This window comes from Aliivibrio logei, from assembly GCF_001691055.1.
Lineage (GTDB): Bacteria > Pseudomonadota > Gammaproteobacteria > Enterobacterales > Vibrionaceae > Aliivibrio > Aliivibrio salmonicida.
The window spans coordinates 1-20078 of sequence record NZ_MAJU01000032.1 but is presented as its reverse complement, the minus strand read 5'-3'; the positions used below and the strand labels follow the sequence as shown (position 1 = coordinate 20078).

Annotated in this window: 13 protein-coding genes; 3 read left to right on the top strand and 10 right to left on the bottom strand. The window is 38.3% G+C overall.

The genetic code is table 11. The annotated features are described in order from the left end of the window. From A6E04_RS20360 to hemL, 6 genes are all read right to left on the bottom strand, one after another. On the bottom strand, positions 1-987 hold the full coding sequence (locus A6E04_RS20360) for an ABC transporter permease (protein ID WP_012551046.1): 987 nt from the start codon (positions 985-987) through the stop codon (positions 1-3). 146 nt (positions 988-1133) lie between these two features. After that, positions 1134-2807 carry an ABC transporter substrate-binding protein gene (locus A6E04_RS20355; protein ID WP_017021784.1) on the bottom strand — a complete coding sequence of 558 codons (1674 nt, stop codon included), beginning with the start codon at positions 2805-2807 and terminating at the stop codon, positions 1134-1136. 613 nt (positions 2808-3420) lie between these two features. Next, a complete protein-coding gene (locus A6E04_RS20350) occupies positions 3421-6804 on the bottom strand; it encodes a response regulator (protein WP_017021785.1) in 3384 nt (1127 codons plus the stop codon). A 164-nt stretch (positions 6805-6968) separates the two neighbouring features. Further along, the gene (gene rsmC, locus A6E04_RS20345) at positions 6969-7988 is read right to left on the bottom strand and encodes a 16S rRNA (guanine(1207)-N(2))-methyltransferase RsmC (RefSeq protein ID WP_050996374.1); all 1020 of its coding nucleotides are present in this window, start codon (positions 7986-7988) and stop codon (positions 6969-6971) included. Between the two features lie 126 nt (positions 7989-8114). Then, positions 8115-9200, bottom strand: coding sequence for an AI-2E family transporter (locus A6E04_RS20340; protein ID WP_017021787.1), 1086 nt, complete (start codon positions 9198-9200; stop codon positions 8115-8117). 254 nt (positions 9201-9454) lie between these two features. Continuing rightward, on the bottom strand, positions 9455-10750 hold the full coding sequence (hemL, locus tag A6E04_RS20335) for a glutamate-1-semialdehyde 2,1-aminomutase (protein ID WP_017021788.1): 1296 nt from the start codon (positions 10748-10750) through the stop codon (positions 9455-9457). Between the two features lie 235 nt (positions 10751-10985). Between hemL and erpA the strand changes: the two genes are divergently transcribed. The 3 genes from erpA (at position 10986) to A6E04_RS20320 (ending at position 15708) form a co-directional block, all read left to right on the top strand. After that, complete coding sequence (gene erpA / locus A6E04_RS20330) at positions 10986-11327, top strand: iron-sulfur cluster insertion protein ErpA (protein ID WP_012551041.1); 342 nt, start codon at positions 10986-10988, stop codon at positions 11325-11327. A 130-nt stretch (positions 11328-11457) separates the two neighbouring features. Next, positions 11458-12570 carry an efflux RND transporter periplasmic adaptor subunit gene (locus A6E04_RS20325; protein WP_023604535.1) on the top strand — a complete coding sequence of 371 codons (1113 nt, stop codon included), beginning with the start codon at positions 11458-11460 and terminating at the stop codon, positions 12568-12570. A gap of 9 nt (positions 12571-12579) precedes the next feature. Further along, the gene (locus A6E04_RS20320) at positions 12580-15708 is read left to right on the top strand and encodes an efflux RND transporter permease subunit (RefSeq protein WP_065612244.1); all 3129 of its coding nucleotides are present in this window, start codon (positions 12580-12582) and stop codon (positions 15706-15708) included. Between the two features lie 16 nt (positions 15709-15724). On the opposite strand, the gene shyC is transcribed toward A6E04_RS20320, so the two are convergent. The 4 genes from shyC to mtnN form a co-directional block, all read right to left on the bottom strand. Continuing rightward, complete coding sequence (gene shyC, locus A6E04_RS20315) at positions 15725-17035, bottom strand: peptidoglycan DD-endopeptidase ShyC (protein WP_065612243.1); 1311 nt, start codon at positions 17033-17035, stop codon at positions 15725-15727. 190 nt (positions 17036-17225) lie between these two features. Continuing rightward, complete coding sequence (locus A6E04_RS20310) at positions 17226-17837, bottom strand: TRIC cation channel family protein (protein WP_012551037.1); 612 nt, start codon at positions 17835-17837, stop codon at positions 17226-17228. A 42-nt stretch (positions 17838-17879) separates the two neighbouring features. Next, entirely contained in the window at positions 17880-18833 is a 954-nt protein-coding gene (locus A6E04_RS20305; RefSeq protein ID WP_065612242.1) for a cobalamin biosynthesis family protein, read from the bottom strand. A gap of 65 nt (positions 18834-18898) precedes the next feature. After that, entirely contained in the window at positions 18899-19594 is a 696-nt protein-coding gene (gene mtnN / locus A6E04_RS20300) for a 5'-methylthioadenosine/S-adenosylhomocysteine nucleosidase (protein ID WP_012551035.1), read from the bottom strand. Positions 19595-20078 lie beyond the last annotated feature (484 nt).

Below are 20078 nucleotides of genomic sequence, written 5' to 3'. Positions count from 1 at the left end.
TTATTTTCCTCCCTTGCGTAAGCGAGGGTCTAGAACAACGTATAACATGTCTGCAAGAAGGTTAAAGAACAGCATAAACAGAGTCATGATTAATAGCTGACCTTGAAGTACTTGGTAATCACGAGAATTAATGGCGTTGAATAATACAGAGCCAAGACCCGGGTAGTTAAAAATGATTTCAACAATAAGTTGACCGCCAATAGCCATACCTAAAGACATTGATAAAGCAGTAACGCTTGGTAGCATTGCGTTACGAGCCGCGTAGTTAAATACCACTCTGTTTTCACTCAATCCCTTGCCTTTTGCCATGGTGATGTAGTCTTCACCAAGCAGATTAATCATGTTGTTACGCATGTTTATCAGGAAGCCACCAATTTGAACTATTGATGCACACAACAAAGGAAGAATAGCGTGGTAAGCGACATCTTTAATAAATGCCCAGCTAGTCCAGTCGGGAATATTACCTGGTGTATATGCATAACCTGTGGGGAACCACTTTAATCCCACGGCAAAAGTAAACATGGCAAGCATCGCAATAACTACTTGTGGTACCGCTTGGATAACCAACATCCCAGGAGAGATAAATGTGTCATAAGCGCTGCCTCGTTTCCAAGCCGCAAAAATACCTAATATAGATCCTAGAGAGAAAGATAGAACAACCGCAGTACCCGCCAAGAAAAGAGACCAACCAAATGCGCCACCTAATAGTGTATTTACACTTAGAGGGTAGAATTTAATTGAAGTACCTAATTCCCAAGTTAGGATATTTTTAATATAGATAAAGTATTGCTGATAAAGAGGCCCATCAACAAAACCAAGTAGTTGTTTCATAGCTTCGATACGCTCAGGAGTTACCTGAGTAGTCGCATTCGCGAACATCATGGTAACTGGGTCACCTGGCATTGCTCGCGGTATAATAAAGTTAATCGTTGCAGCAACGACCAACGCAATAAAATAGAACGATAAACGTCTTAGAAAAAATCCCATAATTCACACCTTACTCATCCAGATATTATTTGCCTGACCTGGAAATCAGGACGCAAAATCCCCTGACGACGAGCGCCAATCCTTTAGCTAATAGGGAAGGGGGAATAGGCGGTGCACAAGAGATGCACCGCAAAAGTTGTTACATATTACTTAACAGGCTTTAGGTCAAGAACATGTAGAAGACGTTCAGGAATACCAGCCCAGATGTTTGGACGGCCCTTAGGATTCTTCTCGTTCCACCAGCCAGTGAAGCGTTGTGTGTTGTATTGGTACATGTAAGCACCAGACAAGATTGGTAGTGTTACTTGGTTTTCAGCGATGATCTTCTGAATACCATGAGCGATTTCAATTTGCTCTTCTTTGTCTGCTGTTTTGTAAAAGCTATCAAGTAGTGCATCTAGTTTCGCATCTTTAAAGTAGTGCATTGCGAAACGAGGCATACCATCGCCTTCTTGTAGTGCTGAGTTGTATGCACTGTTCCAGTAAAGGTGTGGATCGGCACCGTGGAAGTAGTTAGTGAAAGCTACATCATATGTGCCTTCTAGCATCGCTTGGTTATAAACCGCAAACTCAGGAGTACGAGCTTTTGTTTTAATGCCAACTTCATCTAGTTGTTCAACCGCAAGTTGTACTGTGTTATTAAAATCAGTCCAGCCATTTGGTGATTGGATTAGAAGCTCAAATGGTTTACCTGATGGCGTATCAACATAGCCATCGCCATTTACATCTTTAAATCCAGCGTCAGCTAATTGCTTCTTCGCACCTTCAACGTTATATGTGTTGAATTTTTTGTATTTATTATGAATTGTTTCGTCAGACCATGCTTCAAATGCATAACCAAGACCTGATGCGAAATCATTCACTGTACCGCCACCGTAGAATGCGATGTCGATGATAGTTTGACGGTCAAGAGCCATACCCATAGCACGACGGAATTCAACGTTTGTTAACGCTTCGTTTTTAGCTGCATCTGGGTTTTTGAAGTTAACCATCAACGCTTGAGTACCTGATGGCGGGTACCAGTATTGGTGATTTGGACTTGCTGATGCGTAAGTACGGTCGATGTCAGGAATGAACGATGAAGTCCAATCTAGCTCAGAGTTTACGATTTTACCAAGTAGTTGGTCATTATTCGCAATTTGAGGAACACGTAAACAATCAACATCTAGGTTCGCATTATCCCAGTAGTTAGGGTTACGACACTGAATGTAAAGTTGAGGTGTAAATGTATCGATTTCAGTGAACGGACCAGTACCGACTGGATTTTCATTAGTAAACGTTGTTGGGTTTTCAACTTTTGACCAAATGTGCTCAGCAACAACTGGAACTAATGAAATTTCGTAAGGTACGTTTGAGTTAGCTTCAGACAAAGTGAATTTAACTTGGTATTCATTCAAACGTTCAACTTTAGTAACCCACTTATTGATACCACGTTGGTCAAGTTCTGGCTTGTCCTTCAGTAGTTGATAAGAGTAGATAACATCATCAGCAGTAAATTTTTCGCCATCAGACCATTTAACGCCTTTACGAATGTCAAAAGTAACACTCATTAGGTCGTCTGACATACGGAAGTCTTCTGCAAGACGCATTACAGGTTCATTACCATGCATTTCATTGAAGATAACTAATGGCTCGTAAACAAAATCAGTTGTTGTTCGAAGGTTAGTGGCAAGGTATGGGTTAAAGTTTTGAATCATTGTAGGGTAGAAATCAGGTACTATTGTTAGCTCACTGCGAGCTGCTGCATCTGTAGCAGCAAAACCAGTTGTTGCTGCTAATACTGCAGCAGCTAATGTAGTTTTTTTAATATTGGCAAGCATAGCTGTTCCTTACTCTTTGCTTTAGTTTCACGATTATACATATTTAACAATTTGCTAAATACACATTAAGGCATACCTCAAATACCAATTTTTCCAGAACATCCTAAATGGTTGTTGAGTGGTCTGTATGCCTTGGGCATGTATAGAAAAACGTTTTCTGACTAAAACGTCAATTGAGATTACCGTTAAAAACGGCAAAATCAGCTTTTCTCACGTCAAAAACGTCATTTTTGTTTTTTACGAGTGAATTTTGCACAATTAGCCTAATGTGACCAGTCTCTTATTTACATCGTTCTATAAAATTAATAGTTAGTGGTTACTTACTTTTTAGGCTTTTATTTAAATGGCTTTGTGTCTTAATCTGAGAGATAGTGATAAGTATCACGTGTGATCTCTGTCATTAATTTTACCGCTAAAATTATCACCGCATGTTTGTTGTGAGTGGCTTCTCATTCTTATGACAAATATATTATTTACAACTTATTTGTCGATTTTTTAGCGTAATTTTATCTTTTTAAGTCGTGAGTTTTTATCTTAATTCGCTGAGGAAAATTGTGTAGGTATAAAAAAACCTGCAATATATTGCAGGCTTTTAATCGGAGATTTGCGATGATTAATTTGATGAAATAAGAATTTGAAGCTTATCTTTTATTCTTATGAGCTTCTCTCTGTCTTGGTTGTGTTCGTTACAATGTTCTAGAATATATTCCAATGTACTGACTACCGTTCGCCAACGTGGTGTTTTAGGGAGAGACTCAACTCGTAAATACTTATCTAGCGTGCGAGTTTGCAATGTGCTTCTATCAAGATATACGCGCCATAATCCACTTTCTTCTGCGAGTGTAAATTTTGAATGCCCAGTAGATTCTTCCCAATATGATAGGGCAGATATCATGCCATCAACAATGAGCTCTCGCATAATTGTTCCTTTATCTTCTTTATTTTCATTCGCTTTAATTGCCAATTGTGCAATGTCACCACCAATAGAAGACAAAGAGTTAAGCTTTTGCTTATCTCCTTCGAAAGCAAACGCGGACAACGCCTCTACCGCGCTTTCTAAATCATATATACGCTGCTCACTGGCTTCATTTTTATGACTAACAATAAGCATTAGAGATAAGCCTGATGCGGGAGGTAGGTGTACTAAGTCAGCATTAATTTGTTCAATAGAACCATCAATATAGACATCGATATTACCTCTATAATGTTTATCACCTTCAATTAAGCTGCGTTTAGCTATTAATTCATCAATTGAATATCGTGATAATTGCTCTTCTGTACGTAAGAAAAGTTTTGCTGCAGCATGGTTTACATATTGAATTTTACCGTCAGATTTAGCACAAATAATGGCTTCTTGGGCATGGTTTAGTTGCCCTAAGATATGAGTTTGTGTTTCTAATAAACTGGCTTCTACTTTTTCTCTATGTCGGATCTCTTGCTGTAAGCGATCATTCTCTGTTAGCCTTATTTCTGCTTGGCTTGCTTGTAAATGTGCTTTTATCCTTGCCGCCAGCTCTTGTTTATTAAATGGTTTACTCAAATAGTCATTAGCACCTGATTCAAAACCTCTCACTCTATCTTGAGTTTGGTTTAAAGCCGTGAGCATGATAATAGGCAGTTGAGAGTGGCTATATTGTTTTCTGACCTCCTGGCATACTTCATATCCACTCATTCCTGGCATCATGACATCTAGTAGCACTAATTCAGGCGTTTCTTCTTCTAATTGTTTTAATGTCTCAGGGCCATCATTGGCCGTTTTTACGCGATAGCCTTCCAGTTTTAAGAAACTACTTAACACTTGTAAATTAACGGGCTCATCATCAGCAACAAGAAGTAAAGGACCATTCGGATTTTCTGGTTGAGTTTCATCTAAATCGTCTAAATTATATTCTAGTTTTTCTGGTGTTTGATAATGAGCAATATCTTCTTTTGTTAGGGATTTATGTTGTTGAATTTGATCTTTAGACGCTAAAGGTAAAGTAAAGCTAAAGGTCGCGCCAACCATTGGTTGGCTGCTTACGTACAGCGATCCACCCATTAATTCTATTAATTGGCGACTGATTGACAAACCAAGCCCTGATCCTTGGCGATAGCGATTAGAATCATGCCCTGCTTGAATTAAGGGTTCAAAAATATGCTCTAATTCATCAGCAGGAATACCATGACCAGTATCGACAACTTGAACTCGTAAGAATTGATCGACAACACTTGCTGAAATAACAATCTTTCCTTCTGAAGTGTATTTAATCGCATTACCGATTAAATTATAAAGTACTTGTTCTAATCGTTGTTCATCAGCATAGACAGAAGGTAAAGATTTATCTACTTGATTGATTATTCTTATTGGTTTGTTGCCCAGCAAATGATGCGATAGCTCTAAAACCAAACTTGTTGCCGATGATAAGTCGGCAACGTGGCGATTTATATCCAGATTGCCGTGACGCATTTTGTGGTAATCCAAAAGATCATTCACTAAGTTGGTTAGGCGCTGGCCACTATTAATTATAATTTCTAATTGATGACGATGAGAAGCGGAGATTGGACCATTAGCACCAGTATAAAGGGCTTCAGCAATACCGACCATACCGTGTAATGGTGTTCTTAATTCATGAGATGTGGTGGCTAGAAATTCATCTTTGAGTTTATCAGCCGCTTCTAATTCTTGGTTTTTATGTTGAATAATAGAAAGATTTGTTTCTAATTCTTCATTTTGAGCTTTGATTAATTGAATTTTTTCACGAATAGATCGCTGCATACGTGCAAAGCTGACTGCTAATCGTCCTATTTCATCTTTTCGATCGGTGCTGATCATTTTTTGATCGAGATCGCCTGCCGAGAGTCTCTCTGCTACCCACGTTAACCTCAATAAAGGTGCAGTAATTGAATTTGATAAGAAATGGGAAGCAATAACAACACACACAATGGCTAATATCATCGCGATAACAAAAATTTGTTCTAATTGTTTGATACGAGAGAAGGCTTCTTTTTCTGGTAATTCAACAGAGAGCCCCCATACTTTGTCGTCAATGTGAACCACGGTAAAAGCAGAAAGTACACTATTGTTGTTTTTATCAGTAAAGCTGCCTACGTCAGTTTTCCCGCTTAATGCTTGGATAATATTTTCAGATGTATTTTTATCGGTACTGATACCACTAATTAAAGAAAGAGAATTATCACCAACAAGATAGCTTTTTATCGATGATGAATCTTGTTGTCCATTTTTTAATAGCAGGCTTAGACCGTTGTTTGGCAGTTTAAACAAGACAAAGCTGTGCAAATAACCTTGCTGTACAATTGGTGCAGCAAACCAAGAGACATTTTCTCCATTCATAATAGAAAAGTCAGAAAATACGACAGGAATATCGTCTTTATTTTCTGGTTTTTCCATCATAGACCGAATTTTACTGTAGGTTTTTCCAAGTGGTGTGTCGTGGTATTTTCCCGTAATTAAATTAGTACCGTAGTTATCTTCTTTTTTCTGGGAATAAACGACATTACCATCGATATCGACTAAAAGAATGTCAGTGAAATCAGATCGCTTTAATAGTTCAAGGTATGCCCAGTGGTATCGTTTATGAAGTAAACGATAGCGCTCACTACCAATATAAGAATCGGATTCAGGAAGAATACTGGTTCGTATTTTATTACCAGAGCCGCCAATGTATCGAATTTGAGCATTGCTCCTCGCATCTTCAATCGTATTACCAAGGCGAGGGAAGGCACTAATTAAACCATAGAAACGCCCACCACTAGCATTGGCTAACTCGGAACGAGCAAAGCCAAGTACTTCTGATTTACGAGCTTTGAAGTAGTTACTTACTTGCTGCTCTTTATTGTCTCTTAATGAAACAAGATGCGCGGTACTTTGAGTTGCGAGATCTTGGCTATGTGAGTGTAGAAAAAATATAGCAATAACAGAAAGAGGAGTAATACTTAAAACAAGAAATGCAATCATTAACGTATTTTGAAGACGTTTAAAGTGTTGTTTTTTATCCATTTGAAGGCCTAATATGCACTGTTATCCGTTCAGCGAAATTGACACGATTGACGTATCAATGAAAATATGAAGTTTATTAATAACGAGGAACTCTGCTGCCTCTTATACGTAAATTACGTTAAAAATCAAGCAACAGAGTCTCAAAGTGCGGCTGTATACAATAATTACTTTTGTGCGGAATAAATTCTGAATTTATTATTCTTTGCTAATGTGTTGCAATGACCAAATACTTTTTCAACAATTGGTGGATATTGTAGAAAGCTATTAGCGACAAAAATCATTTGACCGCTATGAGTTAAATTTTGCGGTGCTTTTTGAAGCAACTCTTCGGTTGAAGAATAATGTGTTTTTAGCCCTGCATGAAAAGGTGGATTGCTGATGATAAATTGGTAGTTTTGTTTCGTGTCAGAATATACGTCACTTGCAAATACATTCCCTTCTAATCCATTGGCTTTTAATGTCTCAATGGAAGAAGCAATTGCGAGCGCACTAATATCAACCATATCTAAATGGATTTTCGGATTAATGGTTTTCATTACAGAACCTAACACGCCAGCACCACAACCAAAATCTAAAACATGACCACGTAAACTTGGCAGAGTTTGAAGCAGTAATTCTGAACCTTTATCAAATTCACCATGGCTAAATACACCAGGTAAGCTTCTTACTTCAATCGTGTGTTCTTTAAATTGAACTTGATATTCTTTAAACCAATCTTGTAAGTTAAAGCTTGGCGCCGCTTCTGTACATTGACCCCAATAAAAGCTGCAACGTCGAGCTGAATCCAGTTTGTTCATTGGTCCAAAATTCGCGAACATTTTCTCTACGCTTTTTACTCCGCTGCGGTTTTCACCAACAACGATGATCTCGGTGTCTTTTCCTAGTTTGGCTAATAGCATAGTGAGTAAGTACTCAGCTTCAGCTTTTGCTTTTGGCCAATACAGTAAAACCATATCTGCATGGCTTTCTTCTATTAATTCGGTTCCGAAATAACAGTTAATTTTTGGGTTTTCTGAAAATTGTTTGTAGTAACCATAATTGGTCGTAAAGATAGATGTAGAAGCACAATGCTTATCTAGCTCAAGAGGGAAATCATCATTAAGCTCACCAGCAATGAGTACGTGTTTACCTTCAAAATAGGCAAGTTGACGCTGAGTTATTTGACTTGGAGCAGAGTAAGACATAATGGCCTCGAAAGAATACAAAAACTGGCGAGATTGTCCCACAAAGGAAGGGTAAGGAAAAGAAAAGTAAGAGGCTGTTTAACCTTAGTTAGGTAATACAGCCTTAATGTAGTTGCTTTGAGGGTGTTAGTTCTTATCTTGCTGGTCTAAGAAGCCTTTGAATTCAGTTTCGTACATATTAAATAGAACCAAAGTCAGTGCGAAAATCAATGGGCCATAGATTAAACCGATTAAACCATATAAATGAATGCCGCCTAGTAGTGAGAAGAAAATAAGCAGAGTGTTCATTCCTGAATTTCCTTGCATTAATAGTGGTCGCACAATGTTATCAATTGAACCAACAACAAGTACGCCCCAAGCGGTTAAGAAAATCGCCCATTCCCATTGATTGGTTAGCAGTAAATAAATGGTTGCCGGAATCCAAATAAGTGCGGTTCCTACGACTGGAATAAATGAGGCAAATCCCATCATCGTTCCCCAGAATAAACCTGGGAAGCCAGCTAGCCACATGGCAAAGCCTCCAGCAAGACCTTGTGCTATTGCGGTCAAAAACGAACCAAGAATAGCGGATTTTGATACTTCTTCAATTTCATCAAGTAAACGGTCTTCTTGGCTTCTAGAAAGAGGAAGTACATGACGAAATGCCGAGATTATTTTATCTTGATCGCGCAGTAGGAAGAACAGAACAAATAGCATTAAGAAGAAATTTACTAAGACATTCGTGGCATCGCCAAGGATCTGAGCACTAACACCGACAACTTTAGTTCCAACTTGAGAGGCTAATTGCGCTACTTTTTGTGTGATTTCATTTGGATCTATGGCATCAAAAGGCAAGTGTTTATTAATAAAAGCCAATATTTGAGAGACAATAGGGTGTTGAAATAAAGTTTGAATGCCACCTTCGGTTACCCAATGATAAGCGTCTTTAGAAAAAGTAGCCCCTTGCTGAACAATGGCAACAAAGACAAAAAAGAGGGGAATAGCGATAATAAAAGTTAACGCGGTACAAGATAAAATAGCCGCACTATTTGGGCTTTTTGGCAGTTTTTCGCTAATTTTATTATGTAAAGGTGCAAATAAGAGAGACATAATAAAGGCAAGAATGATTGGGCTTAAATAGGGTTCTATTAATAGAAAGCACGCATAACTTGCAACAAGTAAAGCGGCGACTAAAACCCAATGACTAGAATTTAGTTTATTGAAATGAGACACATTATTCCCTTATGATGCGGTAGCGATTTATAAATGATGAATGTAAGTTATATAGATACTTGTTAATCTTAGCAAGAATAATGGAGAGTAACGATGGGCTGTTGTGGTAAAGATACGTGCAGTAGTAATAAAAAAAGAAAAATACCAATATTGCCGTTAATTATTATTGGGCTAGGAGTACTAGTCATTTATTTTTGGCAATAAAAATGGTCTTCTTTGATTAAGAAGACCATTTATCGGTTAATTGATTACATTTATTTTGATTCGGCCGCTATTTTAGCAAAACAACGATCAGCGGCTTCTAATGTTGCTTCTATTTCTTTTGGACCGTGTGCTAAAGAAGTAAAGCCAGCTTCAAATGCAGAAGGGGCAAGGTAAACACCGTGTGCTAACATTAGATTAAAGAAACGTTTGAATCGTTCGATATCACATTTAGTCACATCTTCGTAAGTTGTGATTGTCTCTTGGTCTGTAAAGAAGAAGCCAAACATTCCACCAACATAGTTAACAACCATCGGGATCCCGTGTTTATTTGCTAATTCTTTAAAGCCTAAAGCAAGTTGTTTTGTTGTTGTGGCAAGTCTTTTTTCATTGCCTTCTTCAGTAAGAACTTTCAAGCAAGCAAAACCTGCTGCCATCGCAACGGGGTTGCCAGAAAGCGTACCTGCTTGATATACCGGACCCGTAGGTGCAATGTATTGCATTATATCTTTGCGGCCACCAAATGCGCCTACAGGCATGCCGCCACCGATAACTTTACCTAAACAAGTTAAGTCAGGCTTAATGTTGTAATAGCCTTGAGCACAATTTTCAGCAACACGGAAACCCGTCATCACTTCATCAAAAATTAATAGAGCGCCTTCAGCATCACAAATTTCACGAAGACCTTCATGAAACCCTTCAACTGGCGGAATGCAATTCATGTTGCCAGCAACAGGTTCCACGATAATACAAGAAATCTCGCCTTTATTTGCAGCAAAAAGTTCACGAACAGAATCTAAATTATTAAAGGTGGCTGTTAATGTATATTTAGCAAAATCAGCAGGAACGCCTGGAGAGCTTGGTTGGCCAAGAGTTAATGCGCCTGAACCCGCTTTTACAAGCAAACTATCAGCATGGCCGTGATAGCAACCTTCAAACTTCATGATTTTGTCACGACCAGTGTAGCCACGAGCAAGGCGAATCGCACTCATCGTTGCTTCAGTACCAGAACTTACCATGCGAACTTGTTCCATCGATGGAACTAATTCTGATACTAATTCAGCCATGTTAATTTCAGTTTCAGTTGGAGCCCCGAAACTCAGTCCGCGTTGTGCCGCAGAGATAACCGCTTCACGGATCGCAGCATGATTGTGACCAAGGATCATTGGACCCCAAGAACCTACATAATCAATATAAGCTTTACCATCGGCATCAAAAATTAATGGGCCATCGGCACGCTCAATAAAAATTGGTGAACCACCAACGCCAGCAAAAGCACGAACGGGTGAGTTTACACCACCAGGGATTTTCTCTTGCGCTTTTGCGAATAATTCTGCTGATTTGGTCATTACTTATATCCTCATAGTAATCAAGTGGACCAGTTGGACGTTATTGTACCTAAATTGAATTAGAATGCTTGAGTTGATCGTATTAATCCCCATCTAATAAGTAAATAATCGTGTTGTGTGAGCATTGACTTAGCCCGGTTGAAGAGGATGTTTGTATTGAATACTTGAATGAAACAGTCAGGTATTAGATAATCAAAATTAAAATAGAATTGGAAACCAATCTTGAGAGGTTTAAATGAGTGATGTATCTGTGCCGTTAACGTTTTCTGATGTTGCAGCAGCAAAAGTTAAAACGTTAATTGCAGAAGAAGAAAATCCAAATCTAAAACTGCGTGTTTATATTACAGGTGGTGGTTGTAGCGGTTTCCAATACGGATTTACTTTTGATGAAGAAGTAAATGAAGGCGATATGACCCTTGTAAATGATGGTGTAACACTTGTTGTTGATCCAATGAGCTTACAATACTTAATTGGTGGCATTGTTGATTATACTGAAGGCCTAGAAGGCTCTCGTTTTTTCATTAATAACCCTAATGCAACGACAACTTGTGGTTGTGGTGCATCATTTAGCGTTTAAGATTTACTATAATATAGGTAAATGAATATTTTTTCGTTTACCTTATTCTCTGCTTTGTAAAACGACATAACTTACAGTAAATCAGGATGTATTACTGTTTACCTATTCCTAAGCACTAAGGATTGTTGCTATGGGTAAATTCACATCTGCTTTTTTTTCATACCTCGTTCATCGCCCTTGGATTATTTCGTCCATTTTATTTTGTTGTTTATTATTCTGGGTATTAAGTGGACCTTCTCAAGCTGAAGAATCTACGAGAAAACAAACACTAAATACGCTCACTATTCCTCTTGCTAATGTTGCTGTTGAAACTTTTTCATCAACGCCCACGAACCGTACTATTTCTTTATATGGGCGCACCGCTCCTGATCGTGAGACGACGCTTGGGGCTCAAGTTGCTGCTCAAATTGAAGAAATTCTAGTTAAAAAAGGGGCTCAAGTAAAAAAAGAACAGCCAATAGCTCGTCTTGATATGGCCGATCTTGATTTGCAACTTAGTCAAGTTAAAGCCATTTATTCTGTTCGAATGAAAGAATTTAAAGCCTCGAAAGAGTTACGACGCAAAGGATTACAAGGTGAGGTCGCTTTTAGTCAATCTCAAGCTTCATTAGCCGAAGCGAAAGCCAGAGTTAGAAATGCAGAATTAATATTAAAAAATACCACGATAGTTGCGCCATTTGATGGGATTGTTGAACATTTGTTTGTGGAAGTCGGCGATTTTGTGAGCCGAGGAGATCCAGTTGCAAAAGTGGTGGTGCTTGATCCACTAGTGATCGAAGTCAATGTGAGTGAAAGACACATTATTCAATTGAATGTAAATCAAAAAACAAGGGTGAGTTTTATTAATGACTCTTCAATTGAAGGGCGCGTTCGTTATATATCGAGGGTTTCTTCGATTTCGACAAATACGTTTCCTGTTGAAATCGAAATTCCCAATATAGGAGATCGATTACCCGCAGGAATAAGCACTGAAGTTGAGATCGATTTAGATCTTCAACCGGCCATTAAAATTACACCAGCCATGCTTTCGCTTAATGAAAATGGAGATCTCGGCGTTAAAACGGTAGTCCAATCGATGGGCAGTCAAGAAAGCACTGATCAGGTGAAATTTATTCCCATTCAATTAGTAAAAGCAGAAGATGATGGAGTGTGGTTGACAGGGTTAGGCGAGTTAGTTGAAATCATTACGGTTGGACAAGGATTTGTTCGCGATGGTGATTTTATTCATGCGAGAAGAAAGTAAGGGAATACTATGCTAGCAATTATTAATGCGGCATTAAGTCGTTCTCGGACGATGTTAATGTTACTTACTTTACTGCTTATTTCTGGTGCGTTGACATACATAGTTATCCCCAAAGAATCGAACCCCGATATCACCATTCCTATTATTTACGTTTCAATGAGTCATCAAGGAATTTCTCCAGAAGATTCTGAGCGTTTACTTGTTCGGCCAATGGAGCAAGAATTACGATCCATTGAAGGGATTAAAGAAATGACGTCGGTGGCGGGTGAAGGTCACGGTTCAGTGACGTTAGAGTTCTCCGTAGGAACGGATTTAGATAAAGCGCTGAATGACGTAAAAGATGCGGTTGATCTTGTTAAGCCTAATTTGCCAGAAGAGAGCGATGAACCAACTGTTAATGAGGTAACTTTAGCCGCAGAGCAAGCCGTTTTATCCGTTGTGTTATATGGCACGGTACCAGAGAGAACAACAATACAAATTGCTCGTCAACTAAGAGATAAACTAGAAAGCTATAAGCAAATATTAGAGGTTGATATTGCAGGGGATCGAGATGATGTTGTTGAAATTATTGTTGATCCTCTTTTACTTGAAAGCTATGGCTTAGATCAAGCTGCTATTTATAATTTGATTGCTTTGAACAACCGAGTGGTTGCCGCTGGATTTGTGGATACAGGCTATGGACGATTCTCTATCAAAGTACCTTCCGTTTTTGAGTCATTAAAAGATGTTTTAGAGTTACCAATTAAGGTCGATGGTAAGCAAGTAGTGACGTTTGGTGATATTGCGACAGTTCGTAAGGCGTTTAGAGATCCAAACAGTTATGCACGATTGAATGGTGAAAAAGCCATTGTTTTAGATATAAAAAAACGCTCAGGTGAGAATATTATTGAAACCGTTGAGATCGTAAAAGCGGTTTTATTGGGAGCCCAAGAGTTAGAGACGTGGCCAAATAATCTTTTAATTAAATACACTTGGGATGAGTCAAAAGACGTGAAGATCATGCTTAATGATCTGCAAAATAATATTTTATCGGCGATATTGTTGGTTGTTATTGTGATCATTGCTGTATTGGGCGCGAGAACCGCACTTTTGGTTGGGATCTCTATCCCCGGCTCTTTTCTTACTGGCTTATTAATGCTTTCCCTCGCAGGATTAACCGTGAACATTGTGGTTCTATTTTCATTAATTATGGCGGTAGGCATGTTAGTTGATGGAGCCATTGTTGTGACTGAATATGCTGATAGGAGAATGCAAGAAGGGGCTCATCGAGTCATCGCCTATAGAGAAGCAGCGCAAAGAATGGCGTGGCCCATTATAGCTTCTACTGCAACCACTCTTGCGGCATTTGCTCCTTTATTATTCTGGCCAGATACGACTGGTGAGTTTATGAAATACTTGCCATTAACTCTAATGGCGACATTAACTGCCTCTTTATTTATGGCTTTATTATTTATTCCTGTTTTAGGCAGTTTATTTGGTAAACCCCAGCAAGTTCTCCCTGAAAAAAGACATAAATTACAAGCATTAAGTAATGGTGACTACAGTCAGGCTACTGGCATAACTAAATTGTATTTCAATACATTATCGATTGCTTTGAAGCATCCATTTAAAATACTTTGTTTGGCTGTTGTTTTCTCTATTGGCATTGGCTTTACTTACGCTAAAGCGGGATTGGGGGTGGTGTTTTTCCCTGAGGTAGATCCTCCGTTTTTAACCGTCAAAGTTAGATCTCATGGTGATTTATCTATCAATGAAAAAGATAAGATCATGGTGGAAGTACAAAATGAAATATTAGGAATGAAGGAGTTAGATAGTATTTATACTCGTACAGGGGGGGATGATGAGATAGGCCAAATTCAAATAACACCTATAGATTGGCAATATCGTCGATCAGTGAAAGAGATTATTGAAGATTTAAGAGATAAAACAGAAAATATTGCAGGGATAGAATTAGAATTTAGTACACCCAATGCTGGCCCACCAAGTGAGCATGATTTAGTTATTGAATTGAGTTCTCGTGATGGTGAAGCATTGAATCAATCGGTTAGAAAAGCAAGAAACTGGATAGATGCCAATCCTGCTTTTACGAATGTTAGTGATACTTCGAATAAACAAGGCATTGATTGGAAAATCGATATCCGTAGAGACGATGCGGCACGCTTTGGTGCTGATGCAACATTGGTTGGTAATACCGTACAATTTGTCACTAATGGATTGAAAATTGGTGATTACTTACCTGATGATAATAATGAACAAGTTGATATATTAGTACGATTTCCTAAAGAGCACCGAGATATTGGACGTTTTGATGAGCTAAGGGTAAAAACCAGTCATGGTTTAATTCCTATAACCAATTTTGCTCGAATTATTCCTACTCACAAGCAAGATACGATTCATCGAATTGATGGACACCGAGTATTGACAGTAAAGGCTGATATGAGTGATGGTTATAATTTAAGTATTGAATTACCAAATATTGAGCGTGGTTTAAAAGAGTTAAATTTACCTAAAGGAGTTGTATTTAAACTTAGAGGGCAAAATGAGGAGCAAAATAATTCAGCTGTTTTCCTTCAAAATGCATTTGTTATTGCATTAGCAGTAATGGCCATTATTTTAGTCACGCAGTTTAATAGCTTTTATCAAGCTTTGCTTATATTAAGTGCGGTTTTATTTTCAACCGTCGGAGTGTTTGCCGGGTTACTTATTTTTCAACGACCGTTTGGTATCATTATGTCAGGTATTGGGGTGATTTCTCTTGCTGGCATCGTGGTTAATAATAATATAGTCCTGATTGATACCTATAATACATTGCGTAAAGCTGGTGTGGATAAAGTGGATGCGATATTACGAACGGGTGTGCAACGTTTACGACCAGTGATGTTAACGACGATAACGACCATATTAGGGTTGATGCCAATGGTGCTTGAAATGAATATTGATTTACTTAATCAAAAGGTTGAATTTGGTGCACCAAGTACTCAGTGGTGGTCTCAGTTAGCGACTGCTGTAGCTGGTGGACTTGCTTTTGCTACGGTGCTGACATTAGTACTGACACCATGCTTATTAATGCTAGGAAGAGATAACGTAGGAGTGGTTAAAGATATTAGTAAAAGAAAAAGCCCTAGTCTTTATAACTAGAGCTTCATTATTGATATTAGTGAGTGAGTACCGGATGAGTACCTACAATAAATTGACTGTATTGGTTTAACTCTTTTAATCGCTGTTTTGCGACAACTTCAAACTCTTTTTTATCTTTACCTGTTAGCGATTTAGATTGGGGTAAAGAAACGGTTCTTGAGTCTTTATGAACGCCATTGACTAAAAATTCATAGTGTAAGTGAGGGCCGGTCACTCGGCCAGTTCCACCAAGCGTACCTACGGTATCACCTTGTTTTACTCGCTGTCCTGCTTTTACATAGCGTTTAGTCATGTGTAAATATTTTGTAATGTAAGTATTACTATGACGAATGAATACATAGTTACCATTAAACTGGTTATATCCTGATTTATCTACGACACCATCACCGGCAGCCCAAATCGGCGTTCCTACAGGGGCAACATAATCAGTCCCTCTATGTGCGGTTCTTTGTCCTGTTACTGGATGAAGACGACGTGGATTAAAATTAGAACTAACATAACGAAAATTAATTGGAGAGCGTAAAAATGCTTTTTTCATCGCTCGACCATTAGGTTCGTAAAAATTTCCATTTTTATCATTACGAATTGCGGTAAACGTGTCGCCACGGTTAGTGAAAGTGGTCGCTATAATATTTCCTTTACCTGCATATTCGCCTTCTACGTACTTCTCTTCATAAAGTACAGTGAAGGTATCACCAGCACGAATATCTAATGCAAAATCAATATCCCAACCAAAAATCCCCGCTAGTTCCATTATCTGATTCGGGTTTAACCCTGCAGTAATAGAAGCATTCCAGAAATTGGAAGTAATCGTTGCTTTGGTATAATTCAGTTGAGTTTCAATTTCTTGTTTTTCAAGTAACCCTAAGTAACCATCGCCTACTTTACTAATACGGTAGGTTTCAAATTGACTTATAGGACGGATCAGTTGGATGATTTCTTGATTTTGATTAAAACCAAATTTAAGTTTATCACCAGGTCGTAAGCGAGTCAGTTGTGTTTCTATTTCTTTGTCGCTACTGGTTAGGTTATATAATTGACGGGCGCTTAATCCGACTCGGTTGAATAATACAGAGGCACTTTCACCTGATTTTACTGTGTAAGTTTCCCAAGTCAGTTGTTGGTTTTTACCTGATTGTTCATGAGAGATCAGGGCTTCTTGACGGATTTCTGTAGGGTAAGTTTGACCAACGTTTAATTTATAAAAGCCAGAATTAGGAGCCACAGAGTCTGGAATAGTTGCAATTGCGGCAACGACTCCTGCACTGCAGAGACCTATAAGAATGCGATGAATCACGGGAATACGAGTTAATTTAGATAATATCATTCGATTAAGTAGTAAATATTGAATACAAATAACAACATAGAAGTTTAGCTTGTTTTTCGCTTTACTGCCATGAGCGGAGGTTATAGTTAAAGCTTCGTCACCTTTTTTCTAATAAAAGTTCAATAAATAAACAGGCTTAATCATGAATAGAATAGATAGGCAGCAAACATACTGCCTATCTAGGGATTGATTATTTGTTTAGCGCAAAGGTAGGTAAAGATAAATGCCAACGAATAGCGGCTAGACGAATAACAAGAGTTGTCGCAACACCACATAGCATTGCGGTGGATGAGGGAACATTAAACTCTAAGGCTGAGGTATGAACTATTCCGCCTAAGATACAAGCGGTGGCATAAACTTCGCTCCTCAATACCATCGGAACTTCACGGGCAAGAACATCGCGAATAATCCCACCACCACAACCGGTAATAACGCCCATAATAACTGCGACCATGGGATCTGCATTATACTTAAGTGCTTTTTCTACACCAATACCGACAAAAACGGCGAGACCAATCGCATCCGATACTGGTAAAACATACCAAGGAAGTCGCTTTGGTTTTCTGATGATAAGCATAGTTAAGATACAAGTAATAAAAATGACCAACAAATAATTTGTGTCGGTAATCCAGAAAACGGGGGTTGCACCTAGAGCCATATCACGAATCGTACCACCACCAATAGCGGTAACACTTGCCAAAACGGTAACCCCAAAAGGGTCCATTTTTAACCGCCCAGCTAATAACACTCCTGAAATTGCAAAAATGGCGGTACCGAACATATCAATTGTATAGATTAACATCTTGTCCTCTATGACTTACTGCATGATGTTGTTGAAGTAAGGTTATAGCCCTTGTTTAAGTATAACCATGATGACGCTTTGAAGAATTATCCAAATGGCGATTCTCCAGCTTAAAAAACGATGGATCTGAGCTAAGTGAATCGCTGAAGGTACAATTTTCCCTCCTAGCTTTGGACGACTTATTTTCTTTCCTTGATAAATTACGGGTCCTCCCATAGATAATTCAAATTTACTGCCAATGATAATTAATAACCAAGCGTTATTTTTATTTGCCCAACTTTTTTGTTGTTGTTTGAGGCGTTGAAGGGTTAATCTGCATTTTTCACCTAAAAGACATAATAAGCTAAAAAGTTTTAAAGGAATAAAATCAAGGAACGCTTGAATGGTTAAAGCGGGGATCCCAAATGGACGAAATGAATCTCTTGATGGAGACCAAGCTCTGGCTAACTCTAAAGATAAGCGATAAATGAAAGCACCAATCCCACCAGCGATGCCATACCAGAATAAAACCCCAATAACCGTTCGGGCATAACCTAAAATAATGGTTTCGGCGCTGGCTTTCCCTAAACCTAAAATTGATAGAGGTTCTACATCTCGATTTACCCAAGGAAGTAAGGCTTCTTTTGCTTCTTTTTTATTATTTTGATTAATCGCTTGAATAGTTTCTTTACAGAGTTTTTCAACCCCTCGCCATTCTAAAGAAATTAAGAGTAATCCTAGATTGAATAAGGGAAGATTCCAAACGATAGGTAATGCAGCAATACAAACAATAAATGAAGGGATAATCATTAAGCACCAGGCAAGAGCGCCTGAAATAAAACGTTGTTGATAGGATCGAGCTGTATTTACTTTTGTAGACAATAGTTCTGCAAACTTTCGCCAAATAGTCATTGGGTGGGCGTGAACAGGTATCGGCAAAAATAAATGAAATAACAATGCGCCCCATAAAACTAATAGGGAATAATCGGCGATGAAGAAGGACAGTTTATCAAGCATATATGTATTAACTATATATAGGGGGACAATGGAGCAAACGAATCGTTAACTCCATTATTATGTTATTACTTTAATAAAGTAACCATCTTCATCACCATTTCTGATGAACTTTCTGCAGCAAGGGGCAAGAATTCTTCAAAACTCATTGGTGATTCTTTATCTGCCACATCAGATATTGCACGAACAACAACAAATGGAACACTAAATTGATGACAAGTTTGAGCAATAGCTGACGCTTCCATTTCAACAGCGATAACAGAAGGAAAATGAGAGCGAATAAATGCTTGGCGCTCAGGCGTACATACAAAAGCATCACCAGTACAGATTAAACCACGTACAGCATGCTTATCTTCCATTTGAGTCAATGCTTTTTCTGCGACTGCCATTAGTTTTTCATCTGCTTTAAAAGCAGCTGGTTGTTGTGCCATCTGTCCCATCTCGTAACCAAATGCAGTTACATCAGCATCATGATGACGAACTTCTGTAGAAATAACGACATCACCAAGATTTAATGAAGAATCAAACCCACCAGCAGAGCCAGTATTAAGAACAACATCTACATTATGATCTGAGATAAGAAGAGTTGTTCCTACGGCTGCCGCTACTTTACCAATGCCTGATTGAAGTAAAACGACTTCAGCACCATTTAATGTGCCTGTATGAAAAGTACAACCAGCTTTGATTGTTGTCGCTAAGCCATTAATTTGTTCTTTTAGAATGGCAACTTCTTGTTCCATTGCACCAATAATACCGATTTTCATTTGTTTATCTCAGTAACGTTCGAATAGAACTGAATTGTAACATAGCTATTTAAGGTGGTGGAATAAGAGTTTTCTTGAGATAAAAGAGGATAAAGCGAGGTTATTGATGCCTTTATATACGTAATGGTTGTTTATTGTTCGGTTGATTGTTTTTTTTAATAAAAGACTTGCATGAAATGCGCATCGGCCTATACTTCGACTCCACCAACGCAGAACGGTGATTTAAATCACAAGTTCAGCAAATGTTGGTAAGCTCTTTAACAATTTGAAACCTATTAATCTGTGTGGGCACTTGTGAGTTGATAATCACTAGTTTGCTTTTACTTTTCGAAGTGAATTCAAACAAAAATAATCAATGAACTGAGTGACTACACAAAATTACTTTTATGTAAGAAATCAGTATAAATCATTGAGCCGGTTTTGTTTCTGCTGAAACAAACCAAAAAACTTTAATTGAAGAGTTTGATCATGGCTCAGATTGAAC

Excerpts from the sequence above, each read along its gene's own strand:
- A6E04_RS20305 (WP_065612242.1), bottom strand. The coding sequence starts at position 18,833 with ATGCTTGATAAACTGTCCTTCTTCATCGCCGATTATTCCCTATTAGTT.
- A6E04_RS20325 (WP_023604535.1), top strand. The coding sequence starts at position 11,458 with ATGGGTAAATTCACATCTGCTTTTTTTTCATACCTCGTTCATCGCCCT.
- erpA (WP_012551041.1), top strand. The coding sequence starts at position 10,986 with ATGAGTGATGTATCTGTGCCGTTAACGTTTTCTGATGTTGCAGCAGCA.
- A6E04_RS20355 (WP_017021784.1), bottom strand. The coding sequence starts at position 2,807 with ATGCTTGCCAATATTAAAAAAACTACATTAGCTGCTGCAGTATTAGCA.
- hemL (WP_017021788.1), bottom strand. The coding sequence starts at position 10,750 with ATGACCAAATCAGCAGAATTATTCGCAAAAGCGCAAGAGAAAATCCCT.
- A6E04_RS20310 (WP_012551037.1), bottom strand. The coding sequence starts at position 17,837 with ATGTTAATCTATACAATTGATATGTTCGGTACCGCCATTTTTGCAATT.
- A6E04_RS20320 (WP_065612244.1), top strand. The coding sequence starts at position 12,580 with ATGCTAGCAATTATTAATGCGGCATTAAGTCGTTCTCGGACGATGTTA.
- A6E04_RS20360 (WP_012551046.1), bottom strand. The coding sequence starts at position 987 with ATGGGATTTTTTCTAAGACGTTTATCGTTCTATTTTATTGCGTTGGTC.
- rsmC (WP_050996374.1), bottom strand. The coding sequence starts at position 7,988 with ATGTCTTACTCTGCTCCAAGTCAAATAACTCAGCGTCAACTTGCCTAT.
- A6E04_RS20350 (WP_017021785.1), bottom strand. The coding sequence starts at position 6,804 with ATGGATAAAAAACAACACTTTAAACGTCTTCAAAATACGTTAATGATT.
- shyC (WP_065612243.1), bottom strand. The coding sequence starts at position 17,035 with ATGATATTATCTAAATTAACTCGTATTCCCGTGATTCATCGCATTCTT.
- mtnN (WP_012551035.1), bottom strand. The coding sequence starts at position 19,594 with ATGAAAATCGGTATTATTGGTGCAATGGAACAAGAAGTTGCCATTCTA.